Origin of the sequence: Cognatiluteimonas telluris, assembly GCF_011320095.1 — a bacterium.
GTDB classification, from domain to species: Bacteria; Pseudomonadota; Gammaproteobacteria; order Xanthomonadales; family Xanthomonadaceae; genus Cognatiluteimonas; species Cognatiluteimonas telluris.
On sequence record NZ_JAANOY010000001.1, the window covers coordinates 1 to 14,103 of the forward strand.

Annotated in this window: 10 protein-coding genes; 9 read left to right on the plus strand and 1 reads right to left on the minus strand. The window is 70.5% G+C overall.

From position 1 onward, the window contains the following. Positions 1–331: 331 nt before the first annotated feature. A complete protein-coding gene (locus tag G7B67_RS00005; protein WP_243412181.1) occupies positions 332–2,818 on the minus strand; it encodes a S8 family serine peptidase in 2,487 nt (828 codons plus the stop codon). Positions 2,819–3,052: 234 nt separating this feature from the next. On the opposite strand from G7B67_RS00005, the gene G7B67_RS00010 reads away from it, so the two are divergent. The 9 genes from G7B67_RS00010 to G7B67_RS00050 all read left to right on the plus strand — a co-directional run bounded on the left by G7B67_RS00010 (position 3,053) and on the right by G7B67_RS00050 (position 14,052). Then, positions 3,053–3,922: a DUF6689 family protein gene (locus tag G7B67_RS00010; protein ID WP_166205910.1), complete on the plus strand. Its 870-nt coding sequence runs from the start codon at positions 3,053–3,055 to the stop codon at positions 3,920–3,922. Between the two features lie 53 nt (positions 3,923–3,975). Next, positions 3,976–4,851 carry an FHA domain-containing protein gene (locus G7B67_RS00015; RefSeq protein ID WP_166205912.1) on the plus strand — a complete coding sequence of 292 codons (876 nt, stop codon included), beginning with the start codon at positions 3,976–3,978 and terminating at the stop codon, positions 4,849–4,851. Beyond that, positions 4,848–8,249: a serine/threonine-protein kinase gene (locus G7B67_RS00020; protein WP_166205914.1), complete on the plus strand. Its 3,402-nt coding sequence runs from the start codon at positions 4,848–4,850 to the stop codon at positions 8,247–8,249. The genes G7B67_RS00015 and G7B67_RS00020 overlap by 4 nt, the downstream gene beginning before the upstream one ends. Then, positions 8,246–8,986, plus strand: coding sequence for a sensor histidine kinase (locus G7B67_RS00025; RefSeq protein WP_166205916.1), 741 nt, complete (start codon positions 8,246–8,248; stop codon positions 8,984–8,986). The genes G7B67_RS00020 and G7B67_RS00025 overlap by 4 nt, the downstream gene beginning before the upstream one ends. A 36-nt stretch (positions 8,987–9,022) precedes the next feature. Continuing rightward, positions 9,023–9,658: a response regulator gene (locus G7B67_RS00030; protein ID WP_166205918.1), complete on the plus strand. Its 636-nt coding sequence runs from the start codon at positions 9,023–9,025 to the stop codon at positions 9,656–9,658. A 66-nt stretch (positions 9,659–9,724) separates the two neighbouring features. Next, positions 9,725–10,204, plus strand: a complete 480-nt coding sequence (locus G7B67_RS00035; RefSeq protein WP_207780835.1) for an LEA/WHy family protein — start codon at positions 9,725–9,727, stop codon at positions 10,202–10,204. A 75-nt stretch (positions 10,205–10,279) separates the two neighbouring features. Then, on the plus strand, positions 10,280–12,070 hold the full coding sequence (locus G7B67_RS00040) for an acyl-CoA dehydrogenase C-terminal domain-containing protein (protein WP_166205920.1): 1,791 nt from the start codon (positions 10,280–10,282) through the stop codon (positions 12,068–12,070). Positions 12,071–12,212: 142 nt separating this feature from the next. Beyond that, entirely contained in the window at positions 12,213–12,884 is a 672-nt protein-coding gene (locus G7B67_RS00045; RefSeq protein ID WP_166205922.1) for an HNH endonuclease, read from the plus strand. A gap of 64 nt (positions 12,885–12,948) precedes the next feature. Continuing rightward, the gene (locus tag G7B67_RS00050; protein ID WP_166205924.1) at positions 12,949–14,052 is read left to right on the plus strand and encodes a hypothetical protein; all 1,104 of its coding nucleotides are present in this window, start codon (positions 12,949–12,951) and stop codon (positions 14,050–14,052) included. Positions 14,053–14,103 lie beyond the last annotated feature (51 nt).

Consider the following 14,103-nt stretch of genomic DNA (forward strand, 5'->3'; position numbering starts at 1 on the left):
AGCGCAGCGCACCCGGGGTCGCTGGCCATCGATCGCTCAACCACCCACCGCTCGCCCGCCGCTCGCCGTAGCCCGGGTAAGCGCAGCGCACCCGGGGTCGCTGGCCATCGATCGCTCAACCACCCACCGCTCGCCCGCCGCTCGCCGTAGCCCGGGCAAGCGCAGCGCACCCGGGGTCGCTGGCCATCGATCGCTCAACCACCCACCGCTCGCCCGCCGCTCGCCGTAGCCCGGGCAAGCGCAGCGCACCCGGGGCGTCCGCGCCCTGTAACCACACACAAAGGAACGGCCCCATCCGGGGCCGTCCTCGTGCAACGCATCGCTCTACCAATCAGTCCTGCGCACTCTGGTAGTCGGCCAGGTAACGCCCGGCGGCGACCGCATACGCGGCGCGCGTCACCAGCTTGCCCGGGTCGAAATACGCATGCAGCGTCGGCTGCAGGTCGTACGGACCCTGGGTGACGGTGAAGCGCGCATTGATCAGGCCCTGGTCCAACGCGAGCTGCACGTAGCCGCGCAGGGCGACCGGTATCAGCGCCGCATCGGCCAGCGGGATCCGCTGCCCCTGGTAGAACGCGGTCAACGTGCCACTGAACGCACGCGCCTGGTCCTGCAGCGCCAGGCTCTGCACCAGCGAGTAGGCCAGGCTGACCCGGCTGACGTTGTCGTGGGGACGGAACGCGCCATTGAGCAGACCCATCACCGGATCCTGTGTCTGCGTCAGGTCGCGCAGCGCCCCGCCGCGCGCCACCGCCGACTCCGCGAACGGATACGCCGGATCGGACGTCGACAGGTCGGTGAACGACGGCTTGTGGTCGAACGGCAGGTGCTGGCGGACGCTGGTGCCCATCAGCAGGTAACGCGCGAGCTCGCTGCGCTTGAGGTACTGGTCCGGACGGAAGTTCTTGTCCGAGTAGCCATCGACGAGCCGGTTGGCGACGGCGAATTCGATCGCCTGGCGCGCCGGATGGTTGGCGACGTCATTGAGCCCGGTATAGCCCCCGCTGTTGAGGAAACTCACCGTGCCGGTGACCGTGCCCGGCGCGGCGTAGCCGTTGGTGACGCTGAGCGGATCGACATCGGTCCCCGACACCGAGCCGATGCCGCGCACGGTGACGCGCCACACGCCAGGCTTGGCCGGCGCACCGGTGGTCACGGTGTCGCCGAGCACCGGCAACGCAATCGCCGATCCATATTGCACGCCATCCGGATCGATCAGCACCAGCGCCAGCGTGTTGGCATCGATGGTGGCCTTCGCGCTCACCCACGCCACGTCGGACCCGACGGTGAAGCTCTGTTCGCCCACCGTGCCGACCGGTGCGAAATCGACCGAGAACGGAATCGGATCCGCGCCCTTGACCAGCAACGCGTTGCTGTTGAACCCGTGCAGCGAATTGACCGTCGCACCGTAATCGGTGCGCAGGCCGGCCGACGCGGCGATCGCCTCATACACGTTGACGTGGCCGGCGCCGGCTTCCCAGCTGATGCGGCCAGTCATGTTGGTGGCGGTGCGCTTGAGGATGTCCTTGACCTGCGCCGGGGACAGGTTGGGATTGGCCTCGAGCATGAGTGCGACGATGCCGGCCACGTGCGGCGTCGCCATCGAGGTCCCGCTCATGTGGGTGTAGAACGGCAGGTAGGCTGGATCCAGCGTGGCGGCGTCGTTCTGCGCTTCCAGCGGCGGCAGCACGCCTTCGAGATCGCGGGTGGAGACGATGTCCACGCCCGGGGCGACCACGGTGGGTTCGTTGACGTAGGTCCAGCTCTTGCCGTCGGGCATGGTGAAGGTGCCGGACTCGCCGCGCTTGCCACGCGAGGAGAACGAGGTCAGCACGGCGTCCTTCTCGCTGGCGCCAACCGAAATCACCCAAGGTGCCTGCGCGTACGGATTGTGCGTGTCCTCGCCGGGGCCGTCGTTGCCGGCCGCGAACACGCTGACGATGCCGCGTTTGTACAACTCGTAGCTGGCGACGTTGACCGGATCCAGCGGATCGAAGGTGCCCGAGCTGCCCCAGGAATTGCTGACCACGCGGATCGGATGCGCGTAGCTGAACTGGTTTGTCGCGGCGTAATCCAGCCCGCCGACGGCGTCCAGGATCAACAGAACCGCGCCTGATCCATATCCCACCAGGCTCGCGCCGGGCGCGACGCCACGGTACTTGCCGTTGGAGCGCGCGCCGGTGCCACCGACGATGCCGGCGCAGTGGGTGCCGTGGCCCGAACCCCAGTCGGTGTTGGGCACGCCTTCGACATAGGTGATCGGCAGCATGCTGTCGACCGCGGCCAGGTTGGTCACGCCCTGCGTGTTCTGCACCACGTGGTTGCCGTATTGCAGGTCGGCGTGGGTGGCGTCGATGCCCGAGTCGTTGATCTCCACGGTCACGCCGGCGCCGCTGTAGGGGATCGGGCGGCCGTAATCCATCGGGTTCTGGAACATCTTCGTCACGCCCGAGAGCGCATTGGCTTCCTCGTCCATGTAGCGGACCGGGGCGTTGTAGTAGATCGAGGCGACGTCCGAACGCTGGGCCAGCGCGCGGATTTCGGACGGCGTGGCGAGCGCGCCGGCGATCGGCAACGTGCGCATGGTGATGCCGCGGGTGATGCCGAGGGTCTTGAGCGCGGCGACCTGGTTGCTGGTGACCGGGCCGGACTGCTCGTAGCTGATGACGACCTGCAGCTGGTCGGTCGGCGCCGCCTTGGCCAGGCGGCTGAGCAGTTGCGGATCCAGGTGCGCGTCGGCGAGCGCGACGCCACTGAGCAGAAGGCCGGCGGCCATCGCGGTGATGCGGAAACCGTTACGTGGGCGGGAGGCGGACATCGTGGGACTCCGTGGGGTAGCCGCGGGACTTGCGGACACCCCCGTTGTCCCCCGTGTCCGTCCCGCCGCCCATCCGGAACCCCCATCAGGGCGGTCGGGGAAAACCCCCAGTGCCGTGGCGTATTGCAAAGCCGTTCACCTAACCCGAAAAACAAGCCACGATCACCACACGGCCTTAACATGCGGCGTCGTTATCGTCATCGCGATCCGTCTTCCGCCATGCAGGAGCCTGCCGTGCGTCGATTCGCCTCCCCGAAGCGGTTGATCAGCGCCGTGCTGCTCTATGGCTTGTTGGCCTTCGGCAGCGCCTCGGCGCAGAGCGTGTCCGGGCTACCGGTCAATGTCGACCTGCCGATCAACCTCTCGGTGGCCGGGAATGTCGCGGTTGCACAGATCGGACCGGCATCGCAGCCGATCGCCGAGGTGACGTTGACTTTCGACGACGCCAGCAACCTCAACGTCGCCAGCCTGGGCCTGAGCGCGCGCCTGGTGGACCTGCAGGATCCCGCGCTGCTGTCGCGCCTGCCCAATGCGAGCCAGGTGCAGCTGGATTCCGCGTTGCCGCTGCTGGTGACGGTTCAGCCGCCACTGGCGGGCGGGCTCAACTTCCGCCGCACCGGACGCTATGAGCTGCACACCCACCTGCTGCCCTACGCGGTCGGCAGCAACCTGCGCGTGTTCAAGGCGCCGGTCGGCGGCGCGTTCCGCGATACGACCGAGGAAATCGCGCAGGGCAGCGTGCGTGCGCGCAGCCGCTACGGCGGCTTCTCGCAGTTCCTGGTCGCGACCGACCTGCGCGAGACCGGGACCGTGGTGGACGCAAAGATCGACTGGCTGCGCGGCCGCGTCGCAACCCTGCCGGCCACGGAGCAGCCTGCATTTTCGGCCCAGCTGGACGCCCTGCAGTCCGCGCTGGCCCGCGACGACTACGCGACCGCGATCGCCGCCACCGATGCCATCAGCGCGCGCGCGCAGGCACGCGCAGGCAGTGCGCTGCTCGATACCTGGCGCGCCGGCGGCGCCGACAACCAGGCGGGCGACCTGATCGCGGGTGCCGCGACGCTGAAGTTCAGCCTCGGCTACCTGCGCGATTTCGGCCAATAAGCAACGCCCGGCATGCCTGCCGGGCGGCACCGGGCGCGCGCTAAGATGCCCGGATGCAGGGGCGCCTGACCGCGTATCCACCCGACCAAGCCGCCATCGCGTGCCCGCTCGATCCAGCCGCCGCGCTGCGGATCGGTCGCGCCGTCGGCGACGGCCTGCGGCTGGACCACCCGTCGGTATCGCGCCACCACGCCGAACTGGCCTATCGCGATGGCGCCTGGCGCCTGCGTGACCTGGGCAGCAAGAACGGCAGTTTCGTCGACGGCATCCGCGTGCACGACATGCCCCTGGCGCGCGCCTGCTGGTTGCGGCTAGGCGACATCTACCTGGAGTTCAGCCCGATCAGCGCCGCCGAAGCCGAAGCCGCCGAACGCGGCCAGCGGGCGCGGCGCGTCAGCGCCCGCACGGCGCGCCTGGACGGGCTGGCGCAACTGGACGACCTGCTGGAGGCCAGCCTGCGTGGGGTGGTCGAGCTGGCGCAATGCGAACGCGGTTTCGTGCTGCTCGCGCACGACGACCGCTTCGCCGTCCGCGCCAGCCTGGCGCTGACCCCGGCGCAATTGTCGTCCAGTGCGTTCTCGGGCAGCGTCAGCGCGATCCGGCGCGCGCTGGACCAGCGCCGCAGCGTGGTGGTCAACGACATCGGCCTGGATCCCTGGCTCGCGTCGCGCGCGTCCGTCGTCGCCGGCGAGATCAGCGCGGTGGTGTGCCTGCCGTTGCTCGAAGGCAGGCAGGCGCTGGGCGCCATCTACGCCGACCGGGTGCGACCGGGACCGGCGATCACGACGCTGGATCTCGAACTGCTGGAAGCCTTCGCCGAGACCGCCGCGTTGTGGCTTGCGGCACGCCGCACCAGCGACCTGCTCGCCAGCGTCGAGTCCGGCCTGGACTGGGATGCGATCGTCGCCGCGCACGAGGCCACGCCATGACGCCTCCCGGCCACGACGACGAAAGCGGGCCGGCCAGCGACGCCACCGCCACCGGTGTCCACGGGCAGGCCGACATCCCCGTCGGCAGCGTGATCGGCGAGCGCTACCGGATCGAGTCCATCCTCGGCATCGGCGGCATGGGCGTGGTCTACCGCGCGACCGACCTCGCCCTCGGCGTGCCGGTCGCGTTGAAACTGCTGCGTCCGGAACTGGCGCACCGCGCGGACGCCTTCGAACGATTCCGCCAGGAACTGCTGCTGGCGCGGCAGGTCTCCAGTCCCCGCGTGGTGCGCATCCACGACCTGGCGCGGCACGACCAGCGCTGGCTGATCAGCATGGACCTGGTCGACGGGCAGTCGCTCGACCAGCGGCTGGACCACCCCGGCGCGCTGCCCATCGACGAGGCGGTGCGGATCGCGCGCCAGATCGCCGAAGGCCTCGCCGCCGCGCACGCGCGCGACGTGGTCCACCGCGACCTCAAGCCCGCCAACATCCTGCTCGATGCGCACGGCGACGCCTACATCAGCGACTTCGGCGTCGCGCGCTCGCTGGCCACCAGCGGCAACACCCGCACCGGCACGGTGGTCGGCACGCCGGATTACCTCGCACCGGAACAGGCGCGCGGCGAAGCCGCCGATGCGCGCAGCGACCTGTACGCCCTGGGGCTGATCCTGCACGAGATGCTCGCCGGCCAGCCGCCCTTCGCCGGCGGCACCGTGGCCGAGGTGCTGGCGCAACGCATGCTGCGCGCACCCGAGCCGGTAACCAAGCGACGCGGCGATACGCCGCCCTGGCTCGCGCGCCTGGTCGACCGCCTGTTGCGTCCGCAGCCGGCGCATCGGCTGCAGACCGCGCGCGAGGTGATCACCGCGATCGACACGCGCGAAGTGCCGCGGCGTTGGGCCGACATGTTCGCGCGGCACCGCGGCGCGTGGATGGCATCGGCGGCCGTCCTGCTGCTCGCTGGCGGTGGCGCGGCATGGTGGCACTGGCGCGCGCACCTGCCGCCGTTGATCGCCTCGCCGCCCCTGGACCGGTTGCTGGTCTTGCCGATCGAGGCCGGCGGCGCATCCGATGCGCGCGTGGCCGCACTGTCGGCGCACGTGCGCGACGCGCTGGCGCAGGTCCCGGGTTACGCCGTGGTCGACGGCGATCGCAGCTTGCAGGCCGTGCGGCAGCTCGATCCCGATGGCAACGCCCGCCCGGATCCGGGTGCGTTGCGGCGCGTGGCGGCGGCGCAACGCGTGCTGCAACTGGGGCTGCACGGCTCCGGGGGACGCTGGCAACTGCTGGCGACGCTCGACGCCGAAGGCCGGCCGCCGCGCGCGCTTCCTGGGCCACAGGCCAATGACGCCATCGGCGCGGTGCAGGCCTGGGCGTCGCAACCCGTGGTGCTCGACGCGCTTGGACTGCAGGACCGCACGCTCGACCTGGCGTTGCCGCAGCCCCGCTCGGCGCTCGACAGCTACGGCGCGGCGCTGATCGCCCGCCGCGAAGGGCACCTGGCCGAGGCGCTGGTGGGCTTCCAGGCTGCTACCAGCGCGGCGCCGGCGTATGCGGCGGCGTGGCTGGCGCAGGCCGACACCGCGTTGATGATCGGGGAACAGGACGTCGCTTCCGATGCGATCGAGCAGGGCCAGCGCGTCGCCGCCACGGCACCGCTGCCGCTGCGCGAGCGCTTCGCCGCGCTCCGCGCCGGGATCGAAGGCGATGCGCCGGCGGCGATCGAGCAATGGCGCGCGCTGGTCGCGGCCACGCCGGACGACACCGAAGCCGCGCTCAACCTCGCGCGCGCCCGCGGCGCCGGCGGCGACTTCGCCACCGCGGTCAAGGAACTGCTGGCACTCTCGCAGCGCGATGGCAACGATCCGCGGGTCTGGTTCGAACTGGGCAAGTTCTCCATCCTCAGCGGCGACGCGCAGCGTGCGGTCGACGATTACCTGGTGCGCGCGCTGGTGCAGTACAAGCGCAGCCGCGACCTGTTCGGCGAAGGCGAGACCGTCAACGCACTGGGCATCGGCTACGGCCGCCTGGGCCAGAGCGACGACGCCGCCGAGCAATACGGCAAGGCCGTGCGGCTGCGGCATGCCGTCGGCAACCTGCGCGGCGAAGCGACCAGCCTGCGCAACCTGGGCAACGCGTTGTCGTTGACCGGTAAATACGACGACGCGCAGGCGGACTTGCTGCAGGCCCGCGCGCTGTACACCCGTCTTGGCGATCGCGACGGCCTGGCCGCGGTCGAGAACGACCTGGGACTGCTCGCCGAGGAACGCGGCAACTATCCGCAGGCGCTGCAGGCCTTCCAGCGCGCGCTCCAGGCCTGGCAGGATGTGGGCGACGCGTTCGGCAGTGCGCAGGCGCTCAACGACATCGGCTTCGCGCAATACCAGCTCGGCGCCTACAACGACGCCCAGGTCTACCTGCAGCAGGCCGCGGCTGCCTACGAGAAGCTCGGCGACGAAACCGGGCGCGTGCGCAGCGACCAGGACCTGGGACTGTTGGCGATCGCGCGCGGGCGCTGGGAGGAAGCGCGCCGGCGGCTGCAGGAGTCGCTTGCGGCCGCCGAACGCCAGCAGATGCCCGAGGAAGCCGCCGTCAGCCGCCGCCACCTGTCCGAACTGGAGTTGCGGCAGGGCCACCTGCAGGCCGCCATCGACCAGGCGGGAAAAGCGGAAGCCTCGTTCCGGAGCCGCGATGACGCACGTGGCGCCAGCGACGCCGGGCTGCTGCACGTGGAAGCGCTGGTGGCCGCGCATGCGTTGCCCGAGGCCCGCGCGGCGCTGGCGGCACTCGCCCCGACCCTGGCCGACGCGCCGAGCGAGCAGCGCGCGACCGCGCATCTGCTCGACGCGGAAATCGCGCTCGACGCGGGGGATCGGCCGCGGGCGGCGCAGGCGCTGCGCGATGCACGGCACGCCGCCAGTGGTTCCGGCATCCGCCAGTTGCTGTTGCGGATCGATCTGCTGCAGGCACGTGTCGACGGGACGCTGGCGCCGGCGCTGGGGGATGCGATCGCATCGCTGGGCCATATCGGCCTTCGCCTGCAATGGCTCCAGCTGGCGATGCAGCTGGCGCTGTCGTCGCAGGACGCCGCGCGTGCGGCGACGCTGTACAACGAAGCGGCCGCACTGCTGCGCAACGGCGATGCCTTGCAGGCACCCGCGCTGCATGCGCTCGGCGCCAGGGCGCGCGCCGGGCTTGGCGACGCCGCTGGCGCGCGCGCCGCGACATTGCGCGCGCGGGAGGCGACGTCGCGCTTGCGCTCGACGCTGCCACCGGCGTTGCGTTCGCGATGGGACGCCGCGAGTACCACGCCGGCGACGATGGCGCCGCCCGCACCCGCGACAGCGCCACCGGGTGCCGCGATGACATCACGCGCGCAGCCCGCCACGCCATGACCACGCCGCCGCCCGACATCGACGCCGCCATGGCCGCCGTCCGCGAGCAGTACCAAGGCCTGCTGCGGCGACTGGAAGCCAACGAGCGCGAATTCCGCCGCCTGGGTCGCGCCGTCTGGCGGGTGCAGGAAGACGAGCGTCGGCGACTCGCCCGCGAGCTGCACGACGGACTGGGGCAGAACCTCACCGCGCTCAAGCATCGGCTCGGGCAGTTCGGCAGCGAACTGCTGCCCGAGCAGTCCGCGCTGCGCGGGAAGCTCGATGCCGCGCTCGCGTTGTGCTCCGGCGCACTGGAGGACACGCGCAGCCTCTCGCGGCTGCTGCGCCCGCCGATCCTCGACGACCTGGGCCTGGAACCGGCGCTGCGTTGGCTCGCGCGCAGCACCGGCGAAGCATCCGGCGCCGCGGTGGTGGTCGAGATCGCATTGCTGCCGCCGCTGGACGACGAACTGCAGACGCTGTTGTTCCGCGTCGCCCAGGAAGCATTCACCAACGCCGCCAAGCACGCCGGCGCGCGCAGCCTGCTGCTGCGGCTGGTGGCGCATGAACGCGAACTGCAGCTGCAGGTGCTCGACGACGGGCGTGGCTTCGATCCGCAGCAGGCGCTTTGTTCCGGCGGCAGCGGCCTGGGCAGCATGCGCGAACGGCTGCGGCTGTATGGCGGCCAGCTGGAGTTGCACTCCTCGCCGGGGCAGGGAACCCGGTTGCAGGCGACGGTGCCGCTTGACGCCGGCTGACTGCTCGCGCAGCGTTGGCCCAAGGGGGCTGTCCATATGCGCGTGTTGATCGCCGACGACCACACGATGGTCCGCGAAAGCCTGGTGAGCGTGCTGCAGGCCGACGGCGACGTGCAGGTCGTCGCGCAGGCCAGCGACGGCGTCGAGGCCTTGGAAAAAGCACTGCAGCTGCGCCCGGACGTGGTCGTCGTCGACCTGTCGATGCCGCGCCTCGGCGGGCTGGAAGTGGTGCGCAGGTTGCGCGCGCAGCTGCCCACCACGCGCGTGCTGGTGCTGACCATGCACCAGGAGGACGAGTACGTGCTGCAGGCCGTGCGCGCGGGCGCGTCGGGCTACCTGGTCAAGGACAGCGCGGCGGCCGAACTGCTCGCCGCCGTGCGCAGCCTGCATGCCGGGCACGGACATTTCGGCCCGCAGGCGGCGCGGACGATGGCCGTACAGCTGCAGCATCCCGAGCGCACCCTCGACGACCCCTATGGCCGCCTGACCACCCGCGAACGCGAGGTCCTGCACCTGATCGCCGAGGGCATGACCACCAAGGAAATCGCGCGCCGCCTGGGCATCAGCGCCAAGACCGCGGAGAACCACCGTGGCCACGTGCTGGAGAAACTCGACATGCGCAACACCGCCGAGCTCGTGCGCTACGCGCTGCGCAAGGGCCTGCTGGATTGAGGTCGGGCGATGCAGGCGTCCGCGGCGCGGTTGTATGCTCGACCCATCTTCCCGCGGAGAGTCCGGATGACGCGTTTCCCGATGGTGGCCACCGCGCTGTTGACTGCGTGCCTGTTGCTGACAGCCTGCCGCACCGGCCCCGTGCGGCGCGTGTCGGAGCCTGCGGTCAACATCCAGCAGCTCACCGTGCGCGCCGACGGCAACTGGTCGGTGGACCTGCGCATCAACAATTTCAGCAACGTGCCGATGCGCTTCGATCGGATGGCGTTGGCGCTGACGGTCGGTGGCGAAGCGGCCGGCACGCTCCAGGGCGAGCCCGCGCTGTCGATCGGTCCCGAATCCGCGGATGTCGCCACCGTTTCGCTGGCACCGACGCCGGCGGCGAAGATCGCGGTCGCCGATGCGCTGGTGCGCAAGGGCAGCATCGCCTATGCGCTCAAGGGCACGCTCGATGCCGCCGCCGAGGACAGCCGCGCGCGCAGCTACGACGTCGAGCGCAACAACACATTGTCCGCCGTGCCGGGCATCGCCGGCGTCCTGCGCTGAACCCCGCATTCCCGTAGCCCTGGGGCTACAAATCAACCGTCCATCTGTACCCCGCCAACGGATCAAGCTGCCTCCATGAGCACCTATCGCGCGCCCCTGTCCGACATGCGTTTCGTCCTGTTCGACCTGCTCGGGGCCGATGCGCTGTTCGCGCGCCTGGGGTTTGCCGAGGCCACCCGCGACGTGGTCGATGCGGTGCTCGAGGAAGGCGCGCGGTTTTCCGAAACCGTGCTCGCGCCGCTCAACCGCGTGGGCGACGAGGCCGGTTGCCAGCTCGACCCGGCGACCGGCGACGTCACCACCCCACCGGGCTTCCGCCAGGCCTACGCGCACTACGTCGACGCCGGCTGGGCCGGGCTCGTGTCGCCGGTCGAATACGGTGGCCAGGGCTTGCCGCAGACCGTCGGCGTCCCGGTCAAGGAAATGATCGACGCGGGCAACCTGGCGTGGGGCAACTTCCCGCTGCTCACCCATGGCGCCACCGAAGCACTACTGCACCACGGCGAGGACTGGCAGCGCGATGCATTCCTGGGCCCGATCGTGGAAGGCCGCTGGACCGGGACGATGTGCCTGACCGAGCCGCATTGCGGCAGCGACCTCGGGCTGCTGCGCACCCGGGCAACGCCCAACGACGACGGCAGCCATGCCATCACCGGCACCAAGATCTTCATCACCGCCGGCGAGCACGATTTCACCGACAACATCGTGCACCTGGTGCTGGCGCGGCTGCCGGACGCGCCCGCGGGGAGCAAAGGCATCTCGATGTTCATCGTGCCGAAGTTCCAGATCGCCCGCGATGGCAGCGTTGGCGCACGCAATGCGCTGCGCTGCGGCGCGCTCGAACACAAGATGGGCATCCACGGCTCGGCAACCTGCGTGATGAATTTCGACGGCGCCCAGGGCTGGCTGATCGGCGAGCCGCACAAGGGACTGGCGGCGATGTTCACCATGATGAACACCGCGCGGCTCGCGGTCGGGTTGCAGGGGCTCGGGCTGGCCGACCGCGCGTACCAGAATGCCTTGCGCTACAGCCGCGAACGCCTGCAGATGCGCTCGCTGTCGGGCGCCAAGGCGCCGGACAAGCCGGCCGATCCGCTCATCGTCCATCCCGACGTGCGGCGCATGCTGCTGACCCAGAAGGCGCTGGTCGAAGGCGGTCGCGCGCTGGCCTACCACGCCGCGTCGCTGCTCGACATCGCCGCGCATGCCGACGATGCCGGCGAACGCGAGCGCGCCGAAGCGCTGCTCGGCTTCCTCATCCCGATCGTCAAGGCCTGCCTCACCGAGTGGGGCGTGGAATGCACTTACCACGCGCTGCAGTGCTTCGGCGGCCATGGCTACATCGCCGAGCACGGCATGGAGCAACTGGCGCGCGATGCGCGCATCACCACCCTGTACGAAGGCACCACCGGCATCCAGGCGCTGGACCTGGTCGGTCGCAAGCTGCTGCAGCTGCGCGGCGCGGGGCTGAAACAGATGCTGGCGATGATCGAGCAGTTCTGCATCGAGCAGCAGGGCAATGCCGCCGTGGCCGAATTCATCGCGCCGCTGCGCGACAAGGCCGGCGAATGGCAGCAGCTGTCGCTGGCGATCGCACAAAGCGCGCAGGGCGATGCCGACGAGATCGGCGCCGCCGCCTACGATTACCTGTTCCATTCGGGCTACGTCGCGCTGGCCTACTGGTGGGCCCGCAGCGTGGCGGCGGCCGAAGCGTCCTCGCAGCCGGAGTCGTTCAAGCAGGCCAAGCGCGAAACCGCCCGCTTCTACTTCGCGCGCATCCTGCCGCGCACGCTGGTGCACCGGCAGGCGATCGAAAGCGGCGCGGCGTCGCTGATGTCGCTGCAGGCGGCGGAGTTCGGCACCTAGCCGGCCTCGGGCTGACGCACGGGTTGGAACCGGCTGGCAGGCGCTGCGGCAGCCAGGCCTCGCGTGCTCCACGTCCCGGCACGCAGCCCCGACCGGTCCTTCGCTACCCAAAGCACCGGCGACCCGGTATAAACGGGAGTTGATGGAGACCGACACAGCGAAGCTTCGCTTGGTCCGCACCGGGACGCTCGCCGATCCCGGCCTCGCGCCGGTCACCCCCACCTTGCTCCCCGCCGCGCCGGCCCGCCTGGATGCCGTCCGCCTGCTGTCGCTGGACGCGCACGGCCGCGTCCTCGACTGGATGAGCTGGCAGGACGCCACCTGCCTGTACGTCCGCGGCGCCGTGGCATGGACGCTGGGCGATCCCTGCCTGAGCGTGCATGGCGGCACCAGCCGCGAGAGCGGCCGGCAGAGCGTGCTCGAGCTGCATCCGATCGTGGCCGCGCGCGGCCACGCCAGCCCGCGCGCGCTGGATCCCACGCCGGCGTTGACCAATGCCGCCTTGTTCGCCCGCGACCAGCACCTGTGCCTCTATTGCGGGCGCGATTTCGCGCGCCAGCACCTGACCCGGGACCACGTGGTGCCGCTGTCGCGGGGTGGCCGCGATGTCTGGGAAAACGTGGTGGCCGCCTGCTTCCACTGCAACTCGCGCAAGGGCGGACGTACCCCGCAGCAGGCGTCGATGCCGCTGCTGGCGGTGCCGTACCGGCCGAGCTGGGTGGAGCACCTGATCCTGTCCAACCGCAACATCCTGGCCGACCAGATGGCGTTCCTGAGGAACCACCTGCCCAAGCGCAGTCGTTGCCTGGCCTGACTGCTCGGCCCGCTGGCGCGATCAACTTCGCTACACTCGAATTCTTCCCGACGGGATCACGGCAATGGCGTTGACGCTTGGCTTTACCGGCATGGACTCGTCCACGGAGGCTGCCCTCACGGCCGCCTTCCAGCAAGCCAATGCCCGCGCGGGCAACGCGTGGCAGGTCAAGCCGGACAGCGAGGCCGACCATGTCATCGTCGACATGGACAGCATGTACGGGCCCATGAGCTGGCTGCGCCTGCATGCGGCGGGCAAGCAGGTGATCGGCCTGACCTCCGCGCCGCGCACGCAGACGGATTTCCATCTCGCGCGTCCGTTCGACGCCGACAGCGTCGCGGCGCTGCTTGCTTCCCTGGCCGAGGGGAAGCCCGCCGTCGCCCCGCACCCGACGCCCTCGGGCATGTCGCCCTCGCCGGTCCCGCAGGATGTCCTGCCCGAGGAACACCCGCTGCCCGTCGACGAGGAAGCCGAGGCTCCTGCCCCCGCGCCGCGATTGCCGCGCTCGGTCGAGGCCGGAACCCTCGCTCCGGCGACCATCGAACCGCCGACCGCCGCCGTGACGAGCCCGCCACCGGAAGCGCCGCCCGCGCCGCCGCCGCGCGAGCGCTGCTTCGCCGACTGGCTGGCACCGGGACTGCTGCATGGGCGTTTCCGCTATCGCCGTGCCACCGCGCATCCGGTGCTGATCGATGCCGACGCGCGCCAGTACTTTTCCACCACCTCGCTCAAGCCGCTGGCGGAATCCCTGGACGGCGTGGTGGCGCGCGATGATTTCCAGCCGGTCGATGCGGCCACCTGGGCCCGGGAGTCCGCCCCGCTGGGTGCGGCGCAACCATTGAACCGCTTGCAGTGGTTCGGCGGCCTGGTCGCAGGCAAGGGCTCGCTGCTGTCCGAATTCGATCCCGCTGGCCGCTACCGCCTGGGCAAGTGGCCGCAGACAGAACGCGAGTTTCCCAAGCACTTCCGGATCGCGACCGCGATGATGAAAGGCCCCGCGACGATCGACGAAATCGCTTCGGCCAGCGGCGTCCCGGCCGCGGACGTGGCCGATTTCGTCAATGCCAGCCTGGTCAGCGGCTATGCCGAGCACGTGCCCGACACCGCCGCCGAGACCACGGAGCCGCCGAAGCCGGCTGGGCTGTTCGGCCGCCTGCGCGGGAAATAGGCACGCCGGGCAGGCGCCGCCCGCCGTTTTCCTTGCCCGTCACGCCGGTGG